The 26,095-nt window shown below is 42.7% G+C and carries 27 protein-coding genes and 1 pseudogene; 14 read left to right on the forward strand and 14 right to left on the reverse strand.

What is annotated here, in order from left to right:
* Window positions 1-186: 186 nt before the first annotated feature.
* The gene (locus DP117_RS34285) at window positions 187-882 is read right to left on the reverse strand and encodes a class I SAM-dependent methyltransferase (protein ID WP_169222592.1); all 696 of its coding nucleotides are present in this window, start codon (window positions 880-882) and stop codon (window positions 187-189) included.
* A 202-nt stretch (window positions 883-1,084) separates the two neighbouring features.
* Complete coding sequence (locus DP117_RS34290) at window positions 1,085-2,182, reverse strand: iron-containing redox enzyme family protein (RefSeq protein ID WP_248277973.1); 1,098 nt, start codon at window positions 2,180-2,182, stop codon at window positions 1,085-1,087.
* 1,497 nt (window positions 2,183-3,679) lie between these two features.
* Between DP117_RS34290 and DP117_RS34300 the strand changes: the two genes are divergently transcribed.
* Window positions 3,680-4,378 carry a hypothetical protein gene (locus DP117_RS34300; RefSeq protein WP_169222595.1) on the forward strand — a complete coding sequence of 233 codons (699 nt, stop codon included), beginning with the start codon at window positions 3,680-3,682 and terminating at the stop codon, window positions 4,376-4,378.
* Between the two features lie 301 nt (window positions 4,379-4,679).
* On the opposite strand, the gene DP117_RS34305 is transcribed toward DP117_RS34300, so the two are convergent.
* The 6 genes from DP117_RS34305 to DP117_RS34330 all read right to left on the reverse strand — a co-directional run bounded on the left by DP117_RS34305 (window position 4,680) and on the right by DP117_RS34330 (window position 9,219).
* Complete coding sequence (locus DP117_RS34305; protein ID WP_169222596.1) at window positions 4,680-4,850, reverse strand: hypothetical protein; 171 nt, start codon at window positions 4,848-4,850, stop codon at window positions 4,680-4,682.
* 10 nt (window positions 4,851-4,860) lie between these two features.
* A complete protein-coding gene (locus DP117_RS34310) occupies window positions 4,861-5,577 on the reverse strand; it encodes a hypothetical protein (protein WP_169222597.1) in 717 nt (238 codons plus the stop codon).
* Window positions 5,578-5,845: 268 nt separating this feature from the next.
* On the reverse strand, window positions 5,846-6,004 hold the full coding sequence (locus DP117_RS34315; RefSeq protein WP_169222598.1) for a hypothetical protein: 159 nt from the start codon (window positions 6,002-6,004) through the stop codon (window positions 5,846-5,848).
* A 238-nt stretch (window positions 6,005-6,242) separates the two neighbouring features.
* Complete coding sequence (locus DP117_RS34320; RefSeq protein ID WP_169222599.1) at window positions 6,243-6,590, reverse strand: hypothetical protein; 348 nt, start codon at window positions 6,588-6,590, stop codon at window positions 6,243-6,245.
* Window positions 6,591-6,610: 20 nt separating this feature from the next.
* Window positions 6,611-8,458 carry a penicillin-binding protein 2 gene (locus tag DP117_RS34325; protein WP_169222600.1) on the reverse strand — a complete coding sequence of 616 codons (1,848 nt, stop codon included), beginning with the start codon at window positions 8,456-8,458 and terminating at the stop codon, window positions 6,611-6,613.
* Between the two features lie 62 nt (window positions 8,459-8,520).
* Complete coding sequence (locus tag DP117_RS34330) at window positions 8,521-9,219, reverse strand: hypothetical protein (protein ID WP_169222601.1); 699 nt, start codon at window positions 9,217-9,219, stop codon at window positions 8,521-8,523.
* A gap of 476 nt (window positions 9,220-9,695) precedes the next feature.
* Between DP117_RS34330 and DP117_RS34335 the strand changes: the two genes are divergently transcribed.
* From DP117_RS34335 to DP117_RS34355, 5 genes are all read left to right on the forward strand, one after another.
* Window positions 9,696-9,944 (forward strand): hypothetical protein, encoded by a 249-nt coding sequence (locus DP117_RS34335; protein ID WP_169222602.1) that lies wholly within the window; start codon window positions 9,696-9,698, stop codon window positions 9,942-9,944.
* A 463-nt stretch (window positions 9,945-10,407) separates the two neighbouring features.
* Window positions 10,408-10,725 (forward strand): hypothetical protein, encoded by a 318-nt coding sequence (locus tag DP117_RS34340; protein ID WP_169222603.1) that lies wholly within the window; start codon window positions 10,408-10,410, stop codon window positions 10,723-10,725.
* 209 nt (window positions 10,726-10,934) lie between these two features.
* On the forward strand, window positions 10,935-13,223 hold the full coding sequence (gene glgB / locus DP117_RS34345) for a 1,4-alpha-glucan branching enzyme (protein ID WP_169222604.1): 2,289 nt from the start codon (window positions 10,935-10,937) through the stop codon (window positions 13,221-13,223).
* A gap of 413 nt (window positions 13,224-13,636) precedes the next feature.
* A complete protein-coding gene (locus tag DP117_RS34350) occupies window positions 13,637-14,332 on the forward strand; it encodes a Uma2 family endonuclease (RefSeq protein WP_169222605.1) in 696 nt (231 codons plus the stop codon).
* Window positions 14,329-15,273, forward strand: a complete 945-nt coding sequence (locus DP117_RS34355; RefSeq protein WP_169222606.1) for an RluA family pseudouridine synthase — start codon at window positions 14,329-14,331, stop codon at window positions 15,271-15,273. Before DP117_RS34350 ends, DP117_RS34355 begins: the two co-directional genes overlap by 4 nt.
* On the opposite strand, the gene DP117_RS34360 is transcribed toward DP117_RS34355, so the two are convergent.
* Window positions 15,270-16,082 (reverse strand): HEAT repeat domain-containing protein, encoded by an 813-nt coding sequence (locus DP117_RS34360; protein WP_169222607.1) that lies wholly within the window; start codon window positions 16,080-16,082, stop codon window positions 15,270-15,272. The two genes, DP117_RS34355 and DP117_RS34360, sit on opposite strands and share 4 nt — an antisense overlap.
* A 384-nt stretch (window positions 16,083-16,466) precedes the next feature.
* Here DP117_RS34360 and DP117_RS34365 point away from each other — a divergent pair, with 384 nt between their 5' ends.
* From DP117_RS34365 to DP117_RS34385, 5 genes are all read left to right on the forward strand, one after another.
* Complete coding sequence (locus tag DP117_RS34365; protein ID WP_169222608.1) at window positions 16,467-16,712, forward strand: hypothetical protein; 246 nt, start codon at window positions 16,467-16,469, stop codon at window positions 16,710-16,712.
* A gap of 36 nt (window positions 16,713-16,748) precedes the next feature.
* Window positions 16,749-17,081 (forward strand): DUF6883 domain-containing protein, encoded by a 333-nt coding sequence (locus DP117_RS34370; RefSeq protein WP_169222609.1) that lies wholly within the window; start codon window positions 16,749-16,751, stop codon window positions 17,079-17,081.
* 19 nt (window positions 17,082-17,100) lie between these two features.
* On the forward strand, window positions 17,101-17,307 hold the full coding sequence (locus tag DP117_RS34375; RefSeq protein WP_169222610.1) for a DUF4926 domain-containing protein: 207 nt from the start codon (window positions 17,101-17,103) through the stop codon (window positions 17,305-17,307).
* Between the two features lie 965 nt (window positions 17,308-18,272).
* A complete protein-coding gene (locus DP117_RS34380) occupies window positions 18,273-18,959 on the forward strand; it encodes a pentapeptide repeat-containing protein (RefSeq protein ID WP_169222611.1) in 687 nt (228 codons plus the stop codon).
* A 164-nt stretch (window positions 18,960-19,123) separates the two neighbouring features.
* Window positions 19,124-20,437 (forward strand): pentapeptide repeat-containing protein, encoded by a 1,314-nt coding sequence (locus DP117_RS34385; RefSeq protein ID WP_169222612.1) that lies wholly within the window; start codon window positions 19,124-19,126, stop codon window positions 20,435-20,437.
* A 207-nt stretch (window positions 20,438-20,644) separates the two neighbouring features.
* Here the strand turns inward: DP117_RS34385 and DP117_RS34390 are convergent, their stop codons facing one another.
* Together DP117_RS34390 and DP117_RS34395 are read right to left on the reverse strand one after the other, a co-directional pair.
* Complete coding sequence (locus tag DP117_RS34390; RefSeq protein WP_169222643.1) at window positions 20,645-20,854, reverse strand: hypothetical protein; 210 nt, start codon at window positions 20,852-20,854, stop codon at window positions 20,645-20,647.
* Between the two features lie 74 nt (window positions 20,855-20,928).
* Window positions 20,929-21,345, reverse strand: a pseudogene (locus DP117_RS34395) (DUF2887 domain-containing protein); the annotation flags it as partial.
* A 754-nt stretch (window positions 21,346-22,099) separates the two neighbouring features.
* Here DP117_RS34395 and DP117_RS34400 point away from each other — a divergent pair.
* The 3 genes from DP117_RS34400 to DP117_RS37145 all read left to right on the forward strand — a co-directional run bounded on the left by DP117_RS34400 (window position 22,100) and on the right by DP117_RS37145 (window position 24,291).
* Window positions 22,100-23,383 (forward strand): valine--pyruvate transaminase, encoded by a 1,284-nt coding sequence (locus DP117_RS34400; RefSeq protein WP_169222613.1) that lies wholly within the window; start codon window positions 22,100-22,102, stop codon window positions 23,381-23,383.
* Window positions 23,384-24,088 (forward strand): ribosome maturation factor RimM, encoded by a 705-nt coding sequence (rimM, locus tag DP117_RS34405; RefSeq protein WP_169222614.1) that lies wholly within the window; start codon window positions 23,384-23,386, stop codon window positions 24,086-24,088.
* A 68-nt stretch (window positions 24,089-24,156) separates the two neighbouring features.
* Window positions 24,157-24,291: a hypothetical protein gene (locus tag DP117_RS37145; protein WP_282440351.1), complete on the forward strand. Its 135-nt coding sequence runs from the start codon at window positions 24,157-24,159 to the stop codon at window positions 24,289-24,291.
* Window positions 24,292-24,369: 78 nt separating this feature from the next.
* Here the strand turns inward: DP117_RS37145 and DP117_RS34410 are convergent, their stop codons facing one another.
* From DP117_RS34410 to DP117_RS34420, 3 genes are all read right to left on the reverse strand, one after another.
* On the reverse strand, window positions 24,370-24,558 hold the full coding sequence (locus tag DP117_RS34410) for a hypothetical protein (RefSeq protein ID WP_169222615.1): 189 nt from the start codon (window positions 24,556-24,558) through the stop codon (window positions 24,370-24,372).
* Entirely contained in the window at window positions 24,555-25,163 is a 609-nt protein-coding gene (locus tag DP117_RS34415) for a hypothetical protein (protein ID WP_169222616.1), read from the reverse strand. Before DP117_RS34415 ends, DP117_RS34410 begins: the two co-directional genes overlap by 4 nt.
* A gap of 195 nt (window positions 25,164-25,358) precedes the next feature.
* On the reverse strand, window positions 25,359-25,943 hold the full coding sequence (locus DP117_RS34420) for a thylakoid membrane photosystem I accumulation factor (RefSeq protein WP_169222617.1): 585 nt from the start codon (window positions 25,941-25,943) through the stop codon (window positions 25,359-25,361).
* Between the last annotated feature and the right edge of the window lie 152 nt (window positions 25,944-26,095).

Genomic DNA, 26,095 nt, shown 5'->3' on the forward strand with positions numbered 1-26,095 from the left:
TTTACGAGTAGACATTGTTAGTGGTTGTCCATTTTTGTCTATGAAAAATGAAGCGCGTTGCTTTAACGCACCCTACAATTTAAGGTTTACTTTATAAATCATCTCTAAGACAGAGATACTTCAAGAAGTCTTTGTTTAATTGTTAGCAGAAAGGAAAATTCGTTCCTCAATTATTAAACGCCTCTTTTACAAACTTGTCATCACTTGGGCTAACTCATGAGACAAATCTAACTTCGATTCTTTAGACTTTTGAAATAAAACACCAGCTAAAAAGTAATAATCACCTGAATAGAATGCCATTTTATTTTCTCGTAATTTATCTATATGGTTTTTCACCTTTGGCTCAGAGCTATAATAACCAAATTTTAAAGGTAAAACAATGAAATTTATCACTCGATAACCATTCGACCTTGCATGATGAATTGTACTTTCTGGATTAGAGTAGCTAGAGACTAAAAGTAATACATTCTCATAGCCTAATGATAAAAGTTCGTTTGTCACAGTAGCACCATCTATACCGCCAAATAACAATGGCATACAAATATCTTGATCTGGTGCAGGTAGATAGGGAGGATTAGCAACTAGATACTCAGCATCTGGTTGAGAAGATTCAAATAAACATGAATTATGAATTATGTATTTTTGAGCAAGATTATATTCATCGATTGTCAAATTAGCGACTTTCCAAGCAGAAGTATTTAATTCAAATCCATGTATGACACCATCAAATCTATTTTTCAGTAATGAATTAATAACAGGACTGCCATCTCCTGAACCAAACTCAACTATGCACTCAGATTTTTGACAATTTCTTAAAACAAAGTTATCTAAGCAGTTTGAGTAGAAATTAGATTCTTCCGGGCAAAAAAAGATGTTCTTCATTTGACTACCATTATCCAGAAACTTCAATGTTTGAACTTGAGATATAAAGTATCTAGTTCAGCGAAAACCTCTAAACAGACAAGAGAAAATTGTTCCTCTAGCAAACAATTTGTTACTAAAGGAATGATTGAGAAGGTGAATGACTATTTGATTAGAAATGCAAAATGATGAATACCACGAATTGAGAATTTTGCATTTTGAATTATGAATTGCTCAATGCGGCTTCGACTGCACGTATTGATTGCACAACAGCTTTAGACGCGCGATCGCCCATCAGCTTTTCTTGGTCGTACCCCAACACTAGTTCCCACGAATCATTGGGGTACATTTCGGCTAAAGGTAAAGCCACATCATCCAACATCCAACGTCCGTGACGTTCGTCTTCCCTAATATGCACTTCCCAATAACTCATAGCCGCGTTAGAGAGTCCCAAGCGCTGCGCTGCTGCAACATAGTTTCTGAAAGCTGCAGGTACCGATAGCTCAAAATAGGTTAACCCACCATTGTACCGTAGAAAATAACGCTTTCGTTCACTTATCAGATAGCTATTATTGGAACAAGCTAGAAGTTCCCAAGGGACTAAATCGAAGTATCCCTCTGGTTTGGTGTTCATCCCAAACTCGTTCAGCATTTGAGCAAAAAACGTAGAATGCTTGCGAGATAAGCGACCGTTACCGTACTCTTCCTGAAAGACTCGCATGAGTGTACACTGTACTGCATTAGCAGCGCCACCCAGAATGCGGGGAAGGTGACTGCTTTCTACTAAACCTTCAAATGAGCCAATAGCGAGTAAGTGACGGTAACTAGCCTCGCTCATTTCTTCCCGGATGTAGCGACTGTCTTCCGACAAAGGCGGATCTAAATCGTAAGCAGCACGCTCAATTAAAGCTTGCTTAACATCTAATTGTTGCAATGCAGCCACATCGATTTGTCTAAGTTCCCACTGTTGCCAAGCTGTCTCAATTTGGTCACGCACCTTATGCAAGTAAGGAGAACGCTCGTTTATGTAGTGGCGTAGATCATCATACCAAAACAAATTTAATCGATTAATGCGATAAAGAATACGCTGGAGAAAACGATGAGCTGCATCATCACCAGTACCATTTTGATAAGCAGCAGAAATTGCTACACTGAGTGTCTGTTCAAACTCGTTCTTTTGTGAAGGTTGTGCATCTAGTTTTTCATCTAAATTTTCTGTTGTCAGCAGTTCTATAAATTGCTGCTCAGCAAGATGATAATCTACACTTACTTTTTCTTTTATTTGCTTACTTTTTGCTTCAACCTCGGCGAGAGGAGACATGAGTACATTACTTTGCATGGAACATGTTAGCTAGTAAAGGCTGGCATGAAATTATTTCAGTTTGTACTCTCTAGATTTCCATTTAGTCAATTTAAGTTCCTCTCCCGTGAGTGATAAAGAAAAAATTAAGTTTTTGATAAAAGATTCAGTCTACAGGTACACCACAGGAAGTAGGGGAGCAATTTTCTTTGTGTCAACAGATACTTGCACGGGCGGGGAATTCTAACGCTCACAAGTGTGGCTAGTTTACCCTTTAGCTCTTAACTTTATTGGACAATTTTGGTATCTACCATTTTAAGATAATGGCGATCAGCTTCGCTGGGTCATTATCCGATGCTCCGGAGGAGCCGCCAGGGCACGATTGCCCAAGGGGCAGTGGCAAAGCCAATCGCACGGAGTACCCGCCCAACGGCGATCGCATTCACAATGACCGAATCGCCTTTTCCTCTAAAATCAGGACATTTGCACATATCTGGCAACCGTCTTAACTTTTTTTACGAAATTCTTGATCCACTCTGATACTGTTGGCGAAATATAACTTAATACTTCAAAACCTTATTTTTTCGTAGGTTGTGTTGACACAAGGAAACCCAGCATTTACCAAAACAAAGGGTTTATCGAATATTCCAATGTGTTTTGAAATAATTCGCCAACAGCATCCACTCTCTACAAAAAGCGTGGAGACAAAGCAAGAAAAGCAAGATTTGTTCCCAATTGCGGAGCCACGATGAACAAGGTGTCAAAGCTTGAAACTTCTAAATTGATTTATCGGGTAAATGCCTCTTGCCTTGTACCTGATGAGGAGGCACTCACCTAAAATCATCCTGATCTGGATAAGTTTTGAAACCCTTTGGTAAATAAGGGCTATCACTAAAATATTTATGCTCATTAATATCAACTCGAGGGCAGTTTCTAATAAATAAATTAAGCTTCTAAAAAGAAAAATGTGTTCTGCTTTTTTTTATCAAAAAAATATAAAAATTGACAAACAACCAGGCAGGCATCTCAAAGCATTACATTCAATGCATAAGCAAATCTCATGGTTTTCCAAGGTGTTCAAGCAAATATATGCTATTGAACGGTGGATGGTGAGAATAAGTCAAGTAATATTGAACAACTTAGTTATTCTAAATAGCTTATTTCAATAAAACAAAAATTTCCAGATAAGAAATCGTGATACAAAAAAAAATTACATAGTGGATTTTACTGATATTATTTTCTATGTCATCTAAAATTTACACCTCAAAAAAATGTCTCTTCCATTGGTTAATAACCTTTAGAAGTCACTTTTTATGCCTACTTCAGTGATGAATAAAAGGAATAGACAAAGCTTGAACAAAGCTAGTAGGTAAGCTTTTCTTGGGTAGCGTCATTTTATGGTATCCAGGACGTTCAAAGTTTTAACAGTCAAAGTTTTAGATAACCATACCAGGACTATCAGCTATTAGCTGATACTTGGACTAAACCCATCAAATTTAACTCCCAGGAGAAACTACCATGGCAAATACAACAGGTACTAGCGGCAACGATGTCCTTATCGGTACTAATGATAACGACAACCTATCAGGTAATCAGGGCGACGACATCGTATATGGTAGGGCGGGTAATGACACCGTCTTCGGTAATGCGGGCAATAACATCCTCTTCGGTGGTGACGGCAATGACAACCTCATCGGTGGTGGCGGCAATGACATCCTCAGTGGTGGTCGCGGTGTGGACACGCTCACTAGTGGTCCGGGTCAAGATATCTTCTTCTTTTCCGATAACCCCTTCTCTGGCGGTACACCAGCCCTAAATGCCCCCACCGGTATTAACGTTTTGAATCAGCCAGATATACTTACCGACTTCCAATTCGCGCAAGATAAGCTGGTCTTTAGCAGCGAGCAGCTCGGCATTGATGCCCTCAACTTCCAAAGCGGAAATAGCGTTGATCTGTCTGGTGATAGCAATTTAGTGGTGCTATTGGACGGGTTTGCTGCTGCTCCCGCTGCTGCAAAAGCTATTGCGGATAACGACGATATCACAGCCGGTGCGGGTTTGTTTGTCTACTTCAACACCACGCTGGGCTTCTCTCGAGTTGTGTTCTCTCAAGACCTCGCAAACGGTGGTGATATCAGTGTCCTTGGCAATCTCGTTAATCAAACGGATCTAGCCAACCAAGGTCAATTCTCTGCTCAAGACTTCGCTCTCATCTAATGCTTCTGCCATAATCCAGTAGTTGGATTGGGGTAAGCCCCCGAGGCTTACCCCATTGATTGTTGTTGGTTCATCCTAAGCGTGCAATTCTATGTCTGCCAGACATCTTGCAATAGGCTCGATCCCAAAACAACAATCCGTCCCTTGATGCTGCTAATGGAGGAGTTTGGAGTTCTACCAGTTACTGATCAGACGTAAACAGTAACATACAAACGTTCCAGTTTAGTTATTACAATATTTCTACAAAAGCACTTTCTACAAAAACACAAGCATTTGGTGCTATTTCAATACCTGGCACCATTTAGGAATTGTCAAACAACTGCATCGCTCTTTTGGCGTCATAACAATTAGCCATCACAGATTTTTCTGCAACTTCTTGAACTTCCGTGGTTAAAGGTTCCCACTCAGCCCAAGGCGATCGCAATTGTCCCGGCACAGAAATTACAGCAGTTTGCAAGTAAACGAGGTACACAATTTAGACTTCACGCGCCAGATATGAAAGCTGTTTGACTCCTGACTCCCGTCGGCTGATGCTCTCTTAAGCCTGACTCCTGAGTACTAAATTCTCCTCTATCATCGCCATCGAGGATTTTGTCAAAAACCAAGCGCGAGACACTCACGCCACCATCAACCCTCAACAAAAGCGCTTCAGAAATTATCGTTTGAGGAAGTTTACCAGTTTTTTTGACCAATTTCTCCAATACAACTCCCGCCTCTTGATCGTAGCTTTTCCCACTCTCCCAATACCGTCGCCTATTCTTATCCATTTTCCAGATACTTACTTCTTCCTCTTGCGCCAGAAGTTCGCGCTCCATTTTCCGCATCTGCTTCACGTCGTCCATCTTGGCTTGCACAGCCTCTTGAGTCACTTCATCACCAGTCGCGGTAAAGTAATCTCGTACAGGTTCCATCATAGGTGTTGCTAGTTGAAGCGCCATAATAGTCCCAACCTGCCATAACACCAATGGCAACCGGACAAGCTTTATCCGTTTCTTCGCGTCGCGTTCTGTAAAACCCTTTTCCTGCAAATACTCTTGCCACTTGCGGTTGTGCTTGCCACACTCTTGCTTCTTATCCGCCAATTTCTGTGCTATCTCCTGACTTAGAAACGCCTCTAGTTCACGCTGTTCCTCAATTGGAAAATTTTTTAGAAAATTTTTTGCAGAAGCGATCGCAGTTGAGTCAAGATTTGTTATCATGGCTTTAAGTTAAATTGATAAGTTTACTAAACAAAAGCGCTCAGGTTTGCGAGACTAGGGGGCGCTTTTGTTTTTTGTATTATACCATGCTTTTATAATCAAAAAGCACAAAAAATATAAATTTCAGTCGTATTTTTCAAGTTTATTTTTGTTACAAAACCTCCATCTTTAGCCGCACATTCTTAGCGCGTGATTTCTCTAACTTCAAAACAGCTGGATACTACCAGCCTGCCATAATATCAATAGCAAGCGGACAAGCTTTATCGGTTTATTTGCGTCGCTTTTTGGAAAACCCTTTTCCAAATCCTTTTGTCACTTGCGGTTCTTCTTGCTTCTTCTGGGCTAATTCCTCTGCTATCTGCTCCTTTACAGACGCCTCCAGTTTAAGCAGTTCCTTGATTGGAAGATTTTTTATAAAATTTTTCATATGAATGAGCTTAATCTCAGAAAAATTTGATTTCATAGTTTTAGTTAATGAATAATCACTAAAGAAAAGCGCCGTCGGTCTCCAAACTTTGAGCGCTTTAGTTATTGCATTTTACCATGTTTATATAATTAAAAAAGACAATATATATAGATTTCAGCCTTGTTCTTTGGGCTTATATTTCAAACTTTTAGATGGACGAGCAACAGCAGCAGCTTTGTTAGATTAATGATTTGTGCGTTCAAATATTTGTAGCAATTCTGTATGAAGATGCGCTTAATATAGCGTTCGTGATCAAATCCCAACCAGCGAGTGAAGCAATAAATTCTGGGGTTAGTTGGGTAAGAATATTTCTGGGGCGATCGCTTTGCTGCTGCGCTGCCTTGCGATCGCGCCATTCATCCAAAGTAGAGCATGTGTACCACTGCAACTCGGCTTTTAGATATTCCCACAAGCGCAGATAACCTGTGCGTAAAAATGAAGCGGCAAGTTGGAAAATAGGAATTATGTTTTGCGGCCAGTCGATTTGACAGGAGGAATAAAAAGGTTCCTCTGTCAGGAAACCCTCCTGCTTTCCCTGGCACAACAACGCACTGTCTCCCCTTGTCCTCAACGCGGACTGGTGGGTGTTTGAGCCATTGGTTTACTGGGTGGAATTTGTTCAATGTTAATCAGTGCTTCCATGACTGACTTCACAACAGGTGCGGCGACAGTACTACCATAAGCATTTTCACCTCTTGGGTCATCAATTAATGCCAGCACGACATAGCGAGGCGCTTCTACTGGTAAGATACTTACAAAACTGGTAATTTTAGCTCCGATAATGTAGCCACCTGCGCGACTCGCTTTTTGAGCTGTGCCAGTTTTTCCTGCAATGCGATACCCAGGAATTTGTGATGCTTTTCCTGAACCGCTATTGACAACACTCTCCATCATCTCTACCACTTTTCGGGCAGTTGTGGGTGAGAAAATTTGGCGTGGTACCGCTCGATTAGGTGAATAGTGGATTTGTCCTTTGGTATCTATTAATCCCTGAACTACGTGAGGTGTCACGAGTCTACCGCCATTGGCTAAAGCCCCGTGCATTTGCACCAACTGCAACGGTGTCAACGAAAAGCCTTGACCGAAAGAGGTTGTTGCTGGTTCAACTGGTGTAGCAAGAAATTCTCCCTGGCTTTTGAGCTGACTGTTAACAGTAAAGGGTAAATCTGTATCAACACTTTGCCCTAAACCCAAGCGTTCTAGCCAACCGTAGTAGATAGAGGGTTGCAATTTTTGGATGATTTTCACCATCCCTATATTACTGGAGTGTTGTAAGATCTCAGAGATGTTTATCCGACCGTAACGTTTATTTTCGGCATTCTTGATTGTTCGGTCAGACACTTGAATCTGACCAGGATCGTTAAATACATCTTCTGGTTTAATGATGCCAGCTTCCAATGCAATCGCGACGTTTAAAGGTTTGAAGGTTGAACCTGGTTCATATAAGTCTGCTACCGTCCAGTTTTTAAATAAAGAGATATCGGCTTTAGAGTATTCATTTGGGTTATAGGTGGGGTGAGAAACCAAAGCGAGTAGGGAACCATCCCATGCATCCATAACAATCACAGCCCCTCGCTTTGCTTGGTACTTTTTCATTTGTGCTTTGAGAGCAAAGCGGGCTGCTCTTTGCAGACGGTTGTCTATGGTGAGTTGTAGTCGCAGATCATCAGAATTAAAAAAACCATCTGGAGCGTAATCTGGCATGAGCGCCCCGTTACCAGCTCTGCTGAGCCGTACTGTTTGCATAGAACGTTCTAGCAACTTTTCTTGAGAGTACTCTACACCAGCCTGACCACGACGATCTAAATTAACGTAGCCTACGACTTCTGCAACTAAATCCTGCTGTGGGTAGAATCGAGAGTATTTTTGAATTGACTCTAAGCCATTGAGATGTAGTGAAGAAATGCGATCAGCAATTTCTTCTGATAAAGCATTAGCAAGTGTAATACCGCTTTTCTTAGCGTCAAACTTTTTTTCTAACTCAGCAACGTCTTGACCGAGTAATGGCGAGAGTTGTTCTGCCATCTGCTGATTAGACTTTTCAAAGAGTTTGGGATGGGCATATAAAGTATATACGGGACGGTCTATTGCCAGCAAATCTTTATTACGATCCACCACTGGGCGACGGGGTATAAAAGGTCGCAAATTCACCATTTGCTGGTTTCGCGCCTTTTCTGTTAACTTTGGTCCGCGCACGATTTGTAGGTTGTACAAATTAAAACCCAAGCCCACTCCAGCCGCAAGAAGAAAGCTCCAAACAATGAAAAGTCTGAATTTTATGTTAAATGGCTCTTTTGTTGAGTCAACAAATTTGCTGCTCGACTCTCGTTTGGAACCCTTTTGGCGTCGCTTCTTGAATGCTGGTTTCGGAAAGTTAAAGTTTTTAAATTTTGCTCTGTTTGATGACTTTTGCATGAAAATTGTCCTTCAAATGTCCTTTGTCTGATGTCCAAGTGCCAATGACAAATGACGAATGACTAATACCCCACTGGATTAGGGGTTTGCAGTTGTCTTTCTGAATTTGGTGCTGTGGGGGGTACTGAGTTCGGCTCAATAGGTGCTGGCTCCCAAAAAATCATTCTATCGGGAGATGGCGATACAAACTTGCCGGGTGTACGTTCTACTTCTTGTGCCATTTTGTTTTTTAGCACCTCATTAGTCGTCATCAATTGGCGCTCATGACGTTGCAAGTTTTGCAACTTACGGTATGCTTGACTCCAAAGTTGTTGGGAATACACAGTCCAACCATAGACCACGAGGGTTACAGCTACCAACGCAAACGCCACAATTGAAGAGTAACGATGTAAAGTGCATAAGCGGAGTAACCAAAAAGGGACAGATTCAGCAGATGGCATCATAGGGACAGCTGACGCTTTTTGTTTGCCTAGTTCGCTCACGGATGTTGTTGTGTGTTTATTGGTGCTAGAAGCTTCCTTTGTGAGTTGCTGAAAAGAAACTGATTTTTTTGAGGAATGTCTTGGTTTTTGAGTGGATACTGGTGTAGATGAAGCAGGTAGAGTGACCTTTGGAGTGCTTAACTGCTTTGTCTGTGGGGTCTTTTCCGGTTCAGTGGACGCTTTTTTTTGGTGAGCAGAGCCACTTTTTCTGCCACTTTTCGCTGCTGTTCGGGACTGACTGCCCGTTGCAGAAACATTTGACTTACGTGCAACAGCCATAATTTTTTGGAATTAAGATACTTTAGTGTAGATGATTGTCTGTTTTTGCTCTTGCTATTATTGCCTATCGGACAATAACCACAAATAACACCACTAATCCAGTCAATATATTGTGATAGGTAGGCACACCAATCTTTGCATCCCTAGGGAACATGGTTTCTTAAAGAAATAAGATTTCTTGACAATTTTGGAATTGCCCCTGAATATCTTGACTGTTGAGGTATCGCATTTATAAAGTATGGCAACGCATTGCCACCATAAGCAAGAGTATGCAAATAAAATCGGAATTTTTGCTATGATATCGCGCTCCATGACTTAATCTAGTAATGCTACCCTAAACAATTAAGTTGTTTGACAAAAAATTCAGGAATTTTGCTTAAATCTGTGATCTCAAGTCACTTAAAAAAAAGCAACAAATAGGGTATCGTATTCAACAGGCTAAAATTGTTATTGCCGCAATTGGTGAAAGAGGAGTTATGAAAATAAAAATCCTTAGTTTTGCATTGATTCTTGGTCTGGCTACAGTTCTTGGAGCCTGTGAGGGGGGCAGCGAAGCACCTGGGGGCGGTGCTGGAGGTGCTGCAACTTCACCTGCTGAACCAGCAGACACCGGCGCTACCCCTCCTGCTGGTGGTACAGCAACTACCCCTCCCGCAGCTGATGGCACTACAGCTACCCCTCCCGCATCTGCTACTACCCCTGCCAGCCCAACCAAGACTCCTTAGATAGGAGTTTCTCAAAACAACCAAAACAGTTTGTTGTAGCGCTCCTCACTACATTAGTTGAGTTGATATTCTCAGACTATAGATGTAGATCGCTATGTTTTGAGAGGGCATGAAGTTAGTCACGCTCACTAACAATTTCTCTTGGCCAACCCCTGTACTCCGTTCCTTATCTGGAAAAGTGCCCAGGTATTAGTACCTGAGCTTGCCAAGTTTTTACAACAACTTCCTCAAGAAACCCGGTTTCACAGAGAAACCGGGTTTCTTGGCGCTTAAGCTGCTGGCAAGATAAAAATATGGGGACGCATGAATCCATAAAAAACGGAGTCAGCCTTATTAGAACGAGTACTCGTGGGTGCCGACAGTGAAACTAGACAAAGGAGCCAGTCTCGTGCGCGGGTTAAGCGCGTTGAGAGACCTGGCGTGCTGACTCCGTTTTTTACCGAATTTTTCCACGGGAGGAAAAATGAAAAGAGTGATAAAGTTTCTGATTTTAATTGTCTGTACTAGCATATTGGTGGGGTTAAGCAGTTCACAGGGAGCATCGGTCATGGCATTACCACCAAAAGAAGATTTACCAGAAGAAATATTGCGGATGCAGATGATTACAGCAGCGCGATCGCCTGTTGATGGTCAACCCCTGAGTGCTGGAGAATACGCTCAATTGCAAGCTCAGTTGCAAAAAGTTCCCCCACCAAAACTTGACCCCCGCATTCGGGATCAAGTTTTTCTGATACGACTGCGTAAGACATTGCTTCAGCTTTTCCCGTTTTTAGATATTTGAAGGGTATAGAAATTAAAAAATGACTACATCTTTCTAAATTCCGTATTCTACACCCAATGAAGATACTCTCTCCCCAAAGGTACTCCTTCCAAGGTACGATGACTATCCAGGGCAAAATTTGCGAAGAAATGTAAAGAATATAGATAGATGTTTGACAAAGCAAATTTACTTAGTCACTTTATTCAACGAACGTAGGTAGCTCCATGTCTATGACCACAATAGCCCCAGAACAGGTTAACCGCATTGTTTGGAATCAACATCAAGATCCGTTTGAAATACTAGGTGCCCACCCCATAGAACAGAATGGTAAAAGCATCTGGGCTGTGCGAGCCTACCTACCAAGTGTGAGTCAGGCGTGGGTTATCCTTCCTGAGGAACGGAAGGAATACCCAATGGAAGCAGTGCATCATCCTCACTTTTTTGAATGCACGATAGAAACAACAGAACTGGCGAACTACCAGTTACGGATAAAAGAAGGGGAACACGAGCGAGTCATGTATGATCCTTATGCTTTCCGTTCTCCCCATCTGACTGATTTTGATTTACACTTGTTTGCAGAAGGTAATCATCACCGGATTTACGAAAAACTGGGAGCGCACCCCACAGAAATCAACGGTGTGAAAGGTGTTTATTTTGCAGTTTGGGCACCGAATGCTCGTAATGTGTCAATCCTGGGAGATTTCAATAATTGGGATGGGCGCAAACACCAGATGCGTAAAGGACAGACAGGTATTTGGGAATTGTTTATTCCTGAAATCGGGGTAGGAGAGTGTTACAAATACGAAATAAAAAACATTGAAGGACACATCTACGAAAAGTCTGATCCTTACGGTTTTCAACAAGAACCCCGCCCCAAAACTGGATCCATTGTCACAGATTTGAATGCCTACACTTGGGGTGACCAAGATTGGCTAGAGGTTCGGCGTCACACAGATCCCCTCACCCAGCCCATCTCAGTTTACGAAATGCATCTAGGCTCTTGGTTACACGCCTCCAGTGCGGAACCAGCCAAACTGCCCAATGGTGAAACACAGCCAGTAGTCACAGTTTCAGAACTGAATCCGGGCGCACGTTTTTTGACGTACAGAGAATTGGCAGAACGTCTTATTCCCTACGTTAAAGACTTGGGATACACCCATATTGAATTATTACCGATTGCAGAACACCCCTTTGATGGCTCTTGGGGTTATCAAGTCACTGGGTACTATGCCCCTACCTCGCGTTTTGGTAGTCCAGAAGATTTTATGTACTTCGTTGACCAATGCCACAAAAACGGTATTGGAGTTATTGTAGACTGGGTTCCAGGTCACTTCCCCAAAGATGGTCATGGTTTAGCATTCTTTGATGGGACTCACCTTTACGAACACGCGGATCCCCGCAAAGGTGAACACAAGGAATGGGGTACTCTCGTATTCAACTACTCCCGTAACGAAGTCCGAAATTTCTTGGTAGCAAATGCCCTGTTCTGGTTTGACAAATTCCACATTGATGGTATTCGCGTTGATGCTGTCGCCTCAATGCTGTATCTTGACTATTGCCGCGAAAATGGAGAATGGGTTGCCAACGAGTACGGCGGCAGAGAAAACCTGGAAGCAGCAGATTTTCTGCGTCAGGTCAATCACACTATTTTCAGCTATTTCCCTGGCGTTGTCTCAATTGCCGAAGAATCTACCGCATGGCCGATGGTATCTTGGCCTACCTACACTGGAGGCTTGGGGTTTAACTTAAAGTGGAATATGGGCTGGATGCACGATATGCTGGATTACTTCAGCATGGACCCCTGGTTCCGCCAATTCCACCAAAACAACATCACTTTTAGCATGTGGTATCACCACAGCGAGAACTATATGCTGGCGCTGTCACATGATGAAGTGGTGCATGGTAAGAGCAATATTATCGGTAAAATGCCTGGAGATAGATGGCAAAAGCTCGCTAATGTGCGTTGTTTGTTTGCCTATATGTTTACGCACCCAGGCAAAAAAACCATGTTCATGAGCATGGAATTTGGGCAGTGGAGTGAATGGAATGTCTGGAGTGACTTGGAATGGCATTTATTCCAGTATGAGCCGCACCAACAACTTAAAGAGTTTTTCAAAAGTCTCAACCAACTCTATCGCTCTGAACCAGCTTTGTACACTCAAGATTTTGCACGGGAAGGATTTGAGTGGATTGACTGTAGTGATAACCGCCATAGCGTAGTATCGTTCATTCGTCAAGACAAAGACTCCGATAACTTCGTTGTCACAGTTTGCAACTTTACGCCTCAACCTCATTCTCACTACCGCATTGGTGTACCCGAACCAGGATTCTATACCGAGTTGTTCAACAGCGATGCTCGTCAGTATGGCGGTAGCAATATGGGTAACTTAGGTGGTAAGTGGACAGATAATTGGTCAATGCACAATCGTCCATACTCGCTGGATTTATGTCTACCACCCTTGGGAGTATTGGTTCTCAAGTTAGATAAGAAGAAGACAGCAGAAGTGATGGAAGAATAGATCACTTTTGACCTTTTTTGAATTCAAAGTTCGCTGCCTGCCTTCGCTGCGCTAACGTTCAAAGTTCAAAATTAAGAATCTTTTTTGAATTGATCAATGAGGGTCAGAACCCCCACCACAATCTTTGATTTGGTGGTCTTGAATTAGTGGTGAGTACAAGCTCCCACTAATTCAATGAGCGAATTTTGAATTTTGAATTTTGAATTTGAGCCCGAAGGGCGAGTGACATCCTCCCCCGCTATAAAGACGCAAGAAACTTAGCGGGGGATTTCAAATTCACGGGGGTGGAAATTCAGAGAAGTCAACAAAAAAATGATCTCCAGGAAACATCTGCTTGGTTGTACGCGCTAAGGCGGACGCACTTGCGTTCGTTAAAATTAACAATACTACCTGCAAAAATAGGACTCACAGTAATGGTGACTCAACTGACATCTTCCAATCAAAAAGATATTATCTATCCCGAAAGCGACGGACAACCAATGGCAGACAACACAAAGCAATTTGAATTGATTGTACTCATTAAAAAAAACTTGGATGTCCTGTTTGACAATGACCCCAATGTGTTCGTTGCTGGGGACTTACTGTGGTATCCTGTTGAAGGTAATAACCTCATCCGTAGAGCACCTGATGTTATGGTTGCCTTTGGCAGACCAAAAGGAGACCGAGGTTCTTATCTACAGTGGCGAGAAGAAAATATTCCCCCACAAGTGGTGTTTGAAATTCTTTCTCCCAACAATCGCGCTAAAGAGATGATCGCTAAATTTAAGTTTTATGAGCGCTATGGCGTGGAAGAATACTATTTGTATGATCCAGACACAGGTGAGTTGACTGGCTGGCTACGCTCTGGTGATGAATTAGCAGAGATTGAACAAATGATAGGTTGGGTAAGTCCCCGTCTAAGTATACGCTTTGAATTGTCAGACGGCGAACTTCAGATTTATCGTCCTGATGGAGGGCGGTTTCTTAGCTATGTGGAACTTGCTCACGAACAAGAACAAGCTGAAAATAGGGCAAAACAAGCTGAAGCTAGGGCAGAACAAGCTGAAGCTGAACTACAAGCGCTGCATACTTTACTTCAAGAACGAGGAATTCATCCAGACTCAATGTGAACAATTTTTATCTAGAAGTCAAACAAAACGCTGAACGCCTAGATCGTTACCTCTCCCAAGAATTACCAGAGTTATCCCGCTCACGCATTCAGCAGCTGATTGAACAAAGTCATGTCCAACTCAATGGTAATATTTGCATATCAAAGAAAATTGCTGTCAAAACAGGCGATCGCATTTCCATAGAAATACCAGATGCTGAACCTTTAGAACTCCAACCAGAAGATATCCCTCTTGAGATTCTTTATGAAGATGACTCGTTACTTATCATCAACAAAACAGCTGGGTTAGTTGTCCATCCTGCACCAGGTCATCAAGACGGTACTTTAGTCAACGCAATTTTAGCTCACTGTCCTAGTTTACCAGGAATTGGGGGAGTTCAACGTCCGGGAATTGTCCATCGATTGGATAAGGATACAACAGGGGCGATCGCAATTGCCAAAACAGAACAAGCCCATCAACATCTACAAGCTCAACTCAAAGCAAAGACAGCTCGGCGAGAATATCTTGGTATTATCTACGGTACACCCAAAACAGAAAGCGGTACAATTGACTTACCCATCGGTCGCCATCCAGTTGACCGTAAAAAAATGGCTGTTGTTTCCATAGAACAAGGTGGAAGAGCTGCGGTGACTCATTGGCGAATCAAAGAACGCCTCGGTAACTATACACTCATGCACTTCCAACTAGAAACCGGACGCACTCATCAAATTCGCGTTCATAGTACACATATAGGTTATCCTATTGTTGGTGATCCTGTTTATAGTTCTGGTCGTTCTGTTGGTGTGAATTTATCAGGTCAAGCACTCCACGCTTGGCGATTGAAGTTAGAGCATCCTGTCTCAGGAGAATCGATTGAAGTTACAGCACCTCCTCCCAAAGAGTTTACAACTTTGTTGGAAGTGCTCAGACGGCGAGTTGCTATTTCCCACTCTGGATACTAAGCATTCGCTTTTGCAATAGCGGCTGCTACCTGATGAAACTTGCGCGGATCGCCTTCTGGTAGGGGTTGTTCCTGACGTTTACGAGCATAAAGCTTTTCAAGGGTTCCTTGCCAATCGATATCGAAGGCGCTAACTATTTGGGCTGTTTGCGTGTCTAGTACCTCGACGACATATTCCTGAATCTCTTTCTGTGCTAGCCAAATCCGAGCTATGATTGCTAAATTATCTTCCGATGCAACTTGGCTATCGAAATGTCTCAGGATTTGCATCGCCCAATCAGTGTTGGAAATAGCGACGGCGATCGCCAATTTCTCCAACCCATTCACCGCCGCATAACGCACCACCCATTCTGGATCTTGGGACACTTGCAGCAAAACATCTAAAGCTTGAGCCTGTGCAGGTTGAACTTGTTCTGACGGTAACTCTTCCCAAACGATTGTACCAAGTCCTCTGGCAGCTGCTCGGCGGACGCTGAAAGCAAAGTCATTTTTTGCCGCATCCAGCAACATCTCCAATCCTCGTGGATCACCAATTCCAGCAAGAGCGCGAATTGCCCAAGCCCTTGCTCCATAATTGTAGCCATCCAGCAGTTCCATTAAAGGTTTTACCGCTGGCTTCCCGATCTGAATCAGTCCTTCAACAGCTGCAACTGCTGCTCCAGGATTATTGTAACCCAATGCTGCAATTAGGGTTGGAATTGCTGCTTCCAGACGAGCAGCAGATAATTGTTCGACAGCTTCCAGTAAACGAGCAGAGGAGTCTGCTTCTTCAACAGCACGGATTAGGGTTTGGGCAAGATCAGCAGTCATAAGTGATTCAATATTCCGAATTTAATAAATCAGCTGTTTTTGGTATCGTGGATAGCTGAAGACTGAACTTTTATATAGTTTGAGTTTTGTGCATTATCTTAATTTTAAACCAGCAAGTGCTGGCTCATACCGATTCAGAAAATGTTTGCGACAGATTACCCCACCCTCTCTTTTAACTGCGCTAAAATCTTTCTATTTCCGAACTCGCAGGGAGGGTTAGGAGAAGCAAAGGATATAGGACTTACGCACCAAACCGGGTTTCTTTACGAAAAATCGTCATTTTAGCCATAAGTCTCTGTTTGTGAAACCCGGTTTCTTTCGTGTCTGTGCGTAAGTCCTGGGATATTCATTTCTTTCACTTTGATAGCAGGATAGGGAACGTCTATGAATATTCAGCTTGTCGAATCTTTAGCCAATGCAATACTAGCTTTGTCTCCTGAAGAACGAGAGTTATTAAACCAAAAATTAACACATCCATCGAATTGGCAAAACTTACGTTCAGCAATTTTAGCCAATGCTCAAGCCATTCAGCAACGGCGTAGTAGTCAACCCTTTGAACCGGATATTGATGAAATCGTTCATCAAATGCGAGAAGAAAGAGAGCAAGAGATGATGAGCTTAACACTATAATTCATCATTATCTTTTTAGGACTACTGTTTTTTCTAATGCTGATTCCGAATGCAGAAAATGCAGTCGTTGATATTCGTAAACTACGTGATTACTGTTTAAATCAAGAGCATGATAATGGAAAACACAAAGCTCGGCTATTCTCATCGAAACTGGGTATGACGGCTGATGATGCTGAACAATTGCGTCGAATTCTTCTAGAAATTGTCAAAACTCGTTCGGCTCGACTGGGAAGACAGGATGAGTTTGGACAACGCTACATCCTTGATTTCCAAATTGAATGGCAAGATAGAAGTGGAATCATCCGGAGTGGCTGGATTATCGAACATGATTCTGATATTCCGAGATTAACGACTTGCTATCCTCTGTAATATTTGGAGGTGAGATGAGATGACAACCAATTCAGTCAAATTGCTTGATGTGGTAGCCTTGATGGTAGACCTTCCCGAATACAATCTGTGGCGCGGACAAGTTGGTACGGTGGTTGAGATGTTGGCGGGTGGTACTGCTTTTGAAGTTGAATTTAGCGATCGCAATGGACGCACTTATGAATCAATTGGTTTGCGTCCAAATCAGATTATAAGGATAGCTGGCTGAAAACCCTTGAGGAACAGGCACGTAGTGCCGTATTCCGTACTTTAGGCAAGGGCGGGGTCTTACACGTAAAAATTTTGGGCAGCCTTGTTTCGTTAATTAGTGTTCCAAGACGAGTACCCGTTTTAATAAGGCTGCCCAAAATTTTCGGGGACAATGCGTCGGATGAAAGCTGCATGAAAGCCTTTAGGCTTTCGTCAAGGATGCTAAAATATTTACATCAGTACAAGATTTAAAAACCTACCCCCGGACTGGGGGAAAGTCTACGCCCGAAACAACCTTGAGGAGATATCACTACGCCCTTTGGGCAAACGTGGTGAGCCTGGGAACCTGAGCAATCAGGATATTAAGGCAGCGATGTCTTAAGAATCTCCGTGGCTTTAGCCCGGAGAGTGTCAAGGTATTGCACTTTGAGCCAGTCTAGTACACAGTTATCAGTTGTCAGTTACCAGTTACCAGTTACCAGTTATCAGTTATCACTGTTCATTGTGTACTGTGTACTGTGTACTGTGTACTGTTCACTGTTAAAGCTGCTCCTCTCCCTCAGATGGTTTTGGGGGATTTTGTTTGAGATCGGCGAATTGCTCTAGCAAGAACCACGCAGGAGCATTGCTCTGTGGGACTTTCCACAAACGTCTATTAAAAATTGTGGTAATTCTCAAAAAATCTGGAAAATACGTTGTAGAAACTGTATTAAATCAGTACACAGTTATTAATCAATACGGTTCAGTTAAGAATTTTTAGTGAAATTTGATGATGTGTAGAGACGTTGCATCCGAGCGTTCGTACATTGCCAGGATGACAATGTGACAATGGTTTTGGTCTTATCTGAACCGTATTGAGTTATTAATGAATAGTAAACAGTACACAGTAAACAATGAACAGTAATAACTGATAACTGATACTGCGCTTCCTTGATAACTGATAACTGATAACTGATAACTGATAACTGATAACTGTATATAATTATGCCGCCAGACTTCTCAGGTCAAAATCTCAGAGGGCGTTCGTTCAAAGGTCAAGACTTAACAAGGGCAAACTTTAGCTATGCAGATATTAGAGGGGCTGATTTTACTGGTGCAAATCTAACAGGTGCAAACTTCAGCCATGCTAAAGCGGGACTGCGAAAGCGCTGGGCTATTTTCCTGGTTGTTGTTTCGTCGTTGCTCTGTGGAGTCTCAGGATTCCTCTCCGCTTTTGCTGGCTATTTTGTGGTGGCACTATTATTTGACTCCAGTAAAGACCCTCAAGAGCAAATAGCCTATCAAATCGCGGGCTGGATTGTTATAATTATACTTGCTATTTTCATTTTCATCACAATTCGCCAAGGAATACAAGCAGGCTTAGGAGCCTTCGCCGTAGCCTTCGCCGGAGCCTTCGCCGTAGCCTTCGCCGGAGCCTTCGCCGTAGCCTTCGCCGTAACGTTATTGAGTATTTATATCAGTTGGCGAGCGATGAAAGGAGACGAAAAGCACGCTTTGATTCGGAACATTGCTGTTGCTTTTGCCGCTTTTCGCGGTACAAGTTTTCGCAATGCTAATTTAACTGATACTAATTTTACAGGAGCCACGCTCAAAAGTACAGATTTTAGAGAAGCTATTCTGACCGAAAAAGAAAAGGATACAAGCCCCCAACTTATGGTATGGAGAATGTAAAAAATGTTTTCAAAAGACGCATAGCGCGTTAGCGGAGCGGCACGAAGTGCGGAAAACGGCGTCCTTGTTTCAAGCCCCTAAATTTATTTTGGTGGTTCTTAATTTTGAATGAGCGAATGAGCGAATTTGAGCGTTTGCGTAGCGCCCCTCTTAGGGGCTAGCGAGTGACTCGTACGTGTTTGCGCAATACCAAAAAGCTTGACCTTGCTCGTGCTGGTTTTACATATCTTCAAAAAGCACAAGTGCGAGGCGTGCTGGTGACTGGAAAAGGAGTGGACATAAATTTTGACCGTCAAAACTTGCGGGGAATTAATTTGCATGGAGCTGACTTAATAGATGCAAGTTTTGTGAGCACAGATTTGAGTGAAGCTAACTTGCAAGATGCTGATTTATCCAGAGCCAAGTTAGTACAAGCACAGCTAGACGGAACTGATTTTACAGGCGCGATTCTCACGGGAGCGTATATACAAGATTGGGGTATTACCGGCGATACGAAATTTGATGGGGTGCGATGCTCTTACGTTTATATGCGGCTCCCCACAAAAGAAAATCCTGATCCCTTGCGTAAACCGGATAACAGGGAAGAAGTATTTGCAGATGGTGAGTTTGGAGATTTTATTAAACCGATTGTTGATACTCTCGACCTTTATCATAACCAAGGTGTTGACCCGCGTGCTATAGCCATTTCCTTCAAACAGTTAGCAGAGAATCATCCAGAAGCAGATTTGCGAATTGTGGGGATGGAGGTGCGAGGAGAAGATAAGTTTTTGCTTCGTGCTAAAACTGCAGAGAATGTTGATAAATCAGAACTGAGTGCAGAATATTTTGAGACTTATAATAAATTTAAAAACTTGCCAGAGAGCGAAATAAAATTACTGTTAGCAGAAAAAGAAATAGCAGAAAAAGCAAACCAAATACGTAGATTAGAAAATATGGTAACGACGGCGCTAGAGCGTCCTAGCTTTTATTCAAACACTCAAGTCGAAAAGGTAGATAATATGAATCCAAATCAAGGTGGAATTCATCAAAGCGTGAGTGATAGTCAACTTGGTCAAGGAATGCAAGCAGTACAAGGGAGTGAGAATCAGTTATCTATGAATAATAATGAAAATTATAAAACGAAATATGACTTAAGCAGAGCTAATGTTGGTAATGTTGTTGATACGGCGAAGTCTGGCAGTCAGCAGATAGTGAATCAACACAATTATGCAGCACAAGAACAAACTCTGGCGGAAGCTGCTGAGGAAATACAAAAATTGTTAGAGCAGCTCAATCAATCTTATTCTACTGATACAATGTCTGGAAAAATGGCTGTTGCTACAGAAGCTATTCAACGCATTGAAAATAATCCGACTTTGATGAGGAAAGTTCTTAGTTCGTTAAGGGCTGGTGGAACTGCTGCTTTAGAACAGTTGCTCAGTCATCCTGCTGCAAGTTTTGTGATTGCTGCTTTAGAGGATTGGAGTCAGAATTATTGAGAGGTTGGATTGTAGCAAAAAGACTTGGCGAATAGAATGATACTGTTGGTCGATTTACCAGAGATGTTACCCCGCAATCAGCCTCGTTCCCAGGTTCCAGCCTGGGAATGCAATTCGCTGAGGTTGGAGCCTGTAGTCAGTCAAAGAGGCATAGCCTCGATGACTGCATTCCTTGCCAGAGGCAAGGAACGAGACATTCTACACGCTTTACTGTACGGCTCGCCGGACTGATTCTACATCAACATTAAGTTCTTGAGCAATCTGCTCCACACTCATCCCTGTTTTTAGTAACAGAGGTACAGTGACTCTCAAAATTTCAGCTTCCCGTTCTTCTCGTCCTTCTTCTCGTCCTTCTTCTCGTCCCTCAGCTTTCGCTTCCTGATAAACCCTTGTCTGCTCTAAAGTCAGTCCTAACACAGCTTTCACCTCTTCAGGGCAAAACTTACAAAAACTGATAAACGGCTAGAGCGTGTTCGCCCCTTCTATACGCTCTACTGTACGGCTCGCCGGACTGATTCTACATCAACATTAAGTTGTTGAGCAATCTGCTCCACACTCATGCCTGTTTTTAGTAACAGAGGTACAGTGACTCTCAAAATTTCAGCTTCCCGTTCTTCTCGTCCCTGTTCTCGTCCTTCTTCTCGTCCTTCTTCTCGTCCTTCTTCTCGTCCTTCTTCTCGTCCCTCAGCTTTCGCTTCCTGATAAACCCTTGTCTGCTCTAAAGTCAGTCCTAGCATAGCCTCCACTTCCTCTCTACTCAACGAAGAAAACTTATAAACTGCAATCGTGGTAATAATATCTGTGATTTCGTTTTTCAGTAGTGCGTCCGTTGATTCTAATTGTACCCGCTCAATTAATTGCTTTGCTTGCTGTGCGATAGCTTTCTCTGAGGCAATTGTCAACTGCAGTGAAGTACCCCTTTTTGCTAGCCCCTTCGGGGCGCTGCGCAAACGCTGAAAAAGGGGCTTCCAATTTCAACTATGCAACGACGGTCTTATTCGTCTTTTGGGCTTCCCGCTTCATCCGCCGATGCCTCCTCATACCCGTGTATGATTTGGTCTTACTCCGCGTCCACAGGCAGATCCTCGCCTCCCGCAAGGATATAACTTTACGTACAACATGGCTTGGCTGATCTTTTACCGCAGAGCGTAATCATACGAACCAGTGGTCATGTTCTTTCCCCAAGCTCTGCTCTTTCTGTGGTAAGCGTATTACCGCTACTTGACCTATCTGTTCCGAGACAGTTGGGCGGGTCATCGACCAATACTATTATACAACAATGGTTGGTAAAATCCGGGAATATTGACAACTCCGCGCTAACGTGCTGCTCCGCTAACATGCATCTTTTCCCTCAACAGCCTGCGGCTATTCTTGGTCAAAGATGCAATCGTCGCTGCACAGCACGCCATCCCCACCCTGCGGGTACGTTGAGGGTGGGGACTTCCGCGATACCGTTAAAAATTTGGTAATAGATGGAGTCGCGTTTCACTAAAAGGGGGAAATGTCAAAAATTAATGTAGATATCATGTTACTGTACATGATAGTGCCATTCTCTAGTTACATTGGATAAAAGTGGTAGCAGCTTTTTTGGCAACACCAGTCTGTCATTAGCAACTACTCAAAAATTGTCCACCTTTAGATTACGCTTATTTTTTATCGCCTATGAACCCTGCCCTGACTAAAATTGGCGCTCAAATGTCCAACCTGAGCGGCGTTAGAGCAATTATGAAGGACATTATCGGAACTTTACAAACTGGTACGGGGCAGGAATTAATTAATTTGAGTGCTGGTAACCCAGTAATTTTGCCAGAAGTAGAACAGTTGTGGCGCAATTGTACAGCCGAATTGCTGGCTAGCCCAGAATATGGTGAAGTCGTTTGTCGTTATGGGTCGAGTCAAGGGTATGGACCATTCATTGAAGCGATCGCCAAAGATTATAATCAACGGTATGGATTAAATCTAAGCGATCGCAACATCCTCATCACCCCTGGTAGTCAAACTCTCTACTTCTACGCTGCTAATATTTTCGGTGGCTACACTACCAACGGCGAACTCAAGCAAATTGTCCTACCTCTGAGTCCTGATTACACTGGTTATGGTGGTGTTAGCTTAGTACCAGAAGCATTAGTGGCGTATAAACCATCTCTGGATGTTGATGCAGCAGCTCACAGATTCAAATATCGTCCCGACTTCAGCAAACTGTCGATTACACAAAAGACTGGATGTGTTTTATTTTCTCGCCCTTGTAACCCCACAGGAAATGTCCTGACTGACGATGAGGTGAGAAAAATTGCTGCTCTTGCTGCTGCTCACGATGTGCCGGTGTTAGTTGATTCTGCTTACTCTCCGCCTTTCCCGGCATTAAATTTTACAGATATGCAGTTGATATTTGGAGAAAATATCCTCCACTGCACGAGTTTATCCAAAGCAGGATTACCAGGGGAACGCATTGGTATTGCGATTGGAGACGAAAAACTCATCGAGGTGCTTGAGTGTTTCCAAGCAAATGCAAATCTGCATTCTTCACGGTATGGACAAGCGATCGCGGCACGTGCGATTAATTCTGGTGCGCTGGCAGAAATTTCTACGCAAGTCATTCGTCCATTTTATCAGAATAAGTTCACGGTTTTGGAAAGCACCTTAAACGAAGCAATGCCAAAGGATTTACCTTGGTTTCTGCATCGCGGTGAAGGAGCAATTTTTGCTTGGTTGTGGTTGCAGGATTTGCCAATGACTGACTGGGAATTTTATCAAGAACTCAAACAGGTGGGTGTCATAGTTGTTCCTGGTAGTACTTTCTTCCCTGGCTTAGAGGAAGAGTGGGAACACAAACAGCAGTGTGTTCGTATTAGTCTCACCGCTACTGATGAAGAAATTGTTGTAGGTATGCAGCGTTTGGCAAAAGTGGTACAAGAAGTTTATCAACGTGCGGCTATTAGTGCTTAAATGAAGCGCCAGAACGCTAAAAATGCAGAGGAAAAGATGAGGGATAAGGAGAAAAACAGACACCGTAGAGCAGGAGAAGCAAGTGGAGAAAAAACTCCCTCACCTTCCCCATCTCCGTCATCCTCCCCACCACCCATTTCAATACCAGATGGTTGGATAGAAATTGGCACAATTGTGGCACCTCAAGGGTTAGATGGGGAGATACGTGTTTATCCTGACACGGATTTCCCAGAACGCTTTGAGGTGCCTGGAACACGGTGGCTGTTGCGTCCGAATCAGGCGGAACCGCAAGCCGTAGAATTACTGTCAGGACGTTATGTGCAAGGTAAAAATTTATATATTATTGAACTTGCGGGAGTCGAAAATCGTAACCAAGTTGAGGAGTTGCGTGGTTGTAAGTTGATTGTCCCAGAAAGCGATCGCCCTCAATTGGGAGAAGATGAATATCACGTCGTAGATTTGATTAACTTACCAGTCTTTATGCAGGAATCTGGGGAACTTCTTGGTACAGTGGTGGATGTTCTTCCTGCTGGTAATGATTTGTTGGAAGTACAATTACACTCTGCAAAGGACGAAGAACAAAAGACAAGGGACAAAAAACAAAAGACTGTTCTGATTCCGTTTGTAAAAGCCATAGTACCAATTGTAGACTTGGAAATCCGTCGTATTGAAATTACGCCACCATCAGGATTATTAGAAATCTAGTACTGCCTTGCTGAGGGCAGCTATGCTGAAGGGAAGAGGGTTTCAATGATTGGCTAGACCAAAATAATATGCAAATTAAAAGCGCGACAGCTTACCTTGGAATTCAATCCGGGACTGCGTCCTGCTGCGCTAACAAAATTCAAGGGCTGGAACATTTGCCAAGCGCAATGGCGCAGGGTGCCCGCCCAAATGGCGATCGCTAGCCCCTTAGGGGGCCTGCGCTAACGCTTGCCTTACGAGCGCTTTGCGCACGCTACGCCCTCCGGCAGATCGCATTCTCACTACAAACCTACCATGTAAATCAATCGATTTAAAATGGACTTAACTGGAGGAAGTGGATATTCAGTCAAATCAATGGTGATAGTATTATCTTGCAGCCGTAGAAACCGCCAAAGTGTACCTGTAGTAATAGTTCCATAAACTATGTCTATAGGATTTTGAGCTTGCTGGTTAAACTTCCATTCACTCAAGCTATTGGAAGATTTCCGGGATTGACTGCATGAATATACTCACTTCCTGAGGTTGGAAATCCTCGTTTATAAGAAGCTTCCTCTGGGTTTCCCCATCCTAACTGTAAAATAATTTCCAAAAAGTTAGTATTTTCCGACTTCCATAAATTTGTCCATTCTGTTCTTTGAGCAATTCTATCCACATCAGCTTTTATAATTTGTTGATGCTGTTTGCCATGATTAAAACTTAAGTACAAGTCCATTCCTACAGTGACTTCATTCCAAAATTCCAATACAGAATTTTTTGCTGCTTTTAATATTTCTATGTCACTGGATAAAGCAATTAAGTGAGCATCAACTTCTGGATAGCGTAAGGTTTTTCCTTTGACACTCACTTCACGCCAGACAATACCTGAAACTTGATGTAAGTTTTGATAGTCGTGAATGGTGGCTTTGAAATCTTCATATGCTGTAAACATTTGTAGCCCATCGGTGCTGATAAACTGGTCTATGACAGGATTGCCAGAGACGGTGACTGCTAACTTCAGGCGTTTTCCCTTGAGGCAAGCTTGGCGTTCAGACCGTAAAATTTGGATTAACTGCTCGGTAGTGTAAACCTTTGACATCAGAACACACTCTATTAGTCATTGTCATTGGTCAATAGTCATTATTTCTTCTGTTACTGATTTGTGACTTCCTAACTCCTCAGTTCTCAATAATTTTTAAAAATTGTTCATGTCAATTATTCCTTAGAGTCAAAAGCTTTGCAGTATCTAATAACACTAAAAAATAGGGCAGACAAATTTTGTCTACCCCACAAGTTACCTTGTTAACTCACTGTTTAACTCATTAAATGCTCGCCGTTTCAATGGTACTGACTCTGAACGAGGTAATAAATCAAACAATTTCCGAAATTGCTCGTCTATTTCTTCAAAAGGGACTTGACCTTTTTTATTCAAAACAACCTCACCCGACTGATTAAACACGACAACTTGAGGAACACCCCCTGAGTAGTAATAACCTGGTTCTGTGGAGTTATAAGTCTTCTCGGTGAGAATGCTATCAACAGTGACAGGGATAATTTCTGCTACTTGACCGTAATATTCTTGTACCGTTGAAATAACAATGGCATATTTTTTACAATCGCTGCTGTCATCCACATAAAATGCTAATAGCGTCGGTTTATGCTCTGCTAAAGCTTTTGCAAGAGTTACTTTTGGAGGAATGAGTGAACCATTTCCCGCATAAACCACAAAAATATTGCCGTCATATCTGTCGTTATCGATACCAGCAAACGCCGACTGTATATTAGTCAATAACAAGCAAGTCAGCAGTAGGAACAAGGAAAACAATCGCCGCCAGTTTGGAATGAAATTCAGTAAAAAGCGCCACTTTATGGTATTCATCAAAAAGAACCTTTCAACATTTATATTTTTCTAGTTTGTGCTGAATGTAGCAAACTGGAGGACAGGGGGGACAAGGGGAGAGGGTACAGGGTTTAGAGTACAGCATTTAGGGAAACAGTAGGAAATATAATACGGAGTTTAGAGAAAAATGA

The organism is Brasilonema sp. UFV-L1 (genome assembly GCF_012912105.1).
In the GTDB taxonomy this organism is placed as follows: Bacteria; Cyanobacteriota; Cyanobacteriia; order Cyanobacteriales; family Nostocaceae; genus Brasilonema.

Coding starts and splice junctions, on each gene's coding strand:
- DP117_RS34285 (WP_169222592.1), bottom strand. CDS start 882: ATGAAGAACATCTTTTTTTGCCCGGAAGAATCTAATTTCTACTCAAAC.
- DP117_RS34290 (WP_248277973.1), bottom strand. CDS start 2,182: ATGTCTCCTCTCGCCGAGGTTGAAGCAAAAAGTAAGCAAATAAAAGAA.
- DP117_RS34300 (WP_169222595.1), top strand. CDS start 3,680: ATGGCAAATACAACAGGTACTAGCGGCAACGATGTCCTTATCGGTACT.
- DP117_RS34310 (WP_169222597.1), bottom strand. CDS start 5,577: ATGATAACAAATCTTGACTCAACTGCGATCGCTTCTGCAAAAAATTTT.
- DP117_RS34315 (WP_169222598.1), bottom strand. CDS start 6,004: ATGAAAAATTTTATAAAAAATCTTCCAATCAAGGAACTGCTTAAACTG.
- DP117_RS34325 (WP_169222600.1), bottom strand. CDS start 8,458: ATGCAAAAGTCATCAAACAGAGCAAAATTTAAAAACTTTAACTTTCCG.
- DP117_RS34330 (WP_169222601.1), bottom strand. CDS start 9,219: ATGGCTGTTGCACGTAAGTCAAATGTTTCTGCAACGGGCAGTCAGTCC.
- DP117_RS34335 (WP_169222602.1), top strand. CDS start 9,696: ATGAAAATAAAAATCCTTAGTTTTGCATTGATTCTTGGTCTGGCTACA.
- DP117_RS34340 (WP_169222603.1), top strand. CDS start 10,408: ATGAAAAGAGTGATAAAGTTTCTGATTTTAATTGTCTGTACTAGCATA.
- glgB (WP_169222604.1), top strand. CDS start 10,935: ATGACCACAATAGCCCCAGAACAGGTTAACCGCATTGTTTGGAATCAA.
- DP117_RS34350 (WP_169222605.1), top strand. CDS start 13,637: ATGGTGACTCAACTGACATCTTCCAATCAAAAAGATATTATCTATCCC.
- DP117_RS34360 (WP_169222607.1), bottom strand. CDS start 16,082: ATGACTGCTGATCTTGCCCAAACCCTAATCCGTGCTGTTGAAGAAGCA.
- DP117_RS34365 (WP_169222608.1), top strand. CDS start 16,467: ATGAATATTCAGCTTGTCGAATCTTTAGCCAATGCAATACTAGCTTTG.
- DP117_RS34370 (WP_169222609.1), top strand. CDS start 16,749: ATGCTGATTCCGAATGCAGAAAATGCAGTCGTTGATATTCGTAAACTA.
- DP117_RS34375 (WP_169222610.1), top strand. CDS start 17,101: ATGACAACCAATTCAGTCAAATTGCTTGATGTGGTAGCCTTGATGGTA.
- DP117_RS34380 (WP_169222611.1), top strand. CDS start 18,273: ATGCCGCCAGACTTCTCAGGTCAAAATCTCAGAGGGCGTTCGTTCAAA.
- DP117_RS34400 (WP_169222613.1), top strand. CDS start 22,100: ATGAACCCTGCCCTGACTAAAATTGGCGCTCAAATGTCCAACCTGAGC.
- rimM (WP_169222614.1), top strand. CDS start 23,384: ATGAAGCGCCAGAACGCTAAAAATGCAGAGGAAAAGATGAGGGATAAG.
- DP117_RS37145 (WP_282440351.1), top strand. CDS start 24,157: ATGCAAATTAAAAGCGCGACAGCTTACCTTGGAATTCAATCCGGGACT.
- DP117_RS34415 (WP_169222616.1), bottom strand. CDS start 25,163: ATGTCAAAGGTTTACACTACCGAGCAGTTAATCCAAATTTTACGGTCT.
- DP117_RS34420 (WP_169222617.1), bottom strand. CDS start 25,943: ATGAATACCATAAAGTGGCGCTTTTTACTGAATTTCATTCCAAACTGG.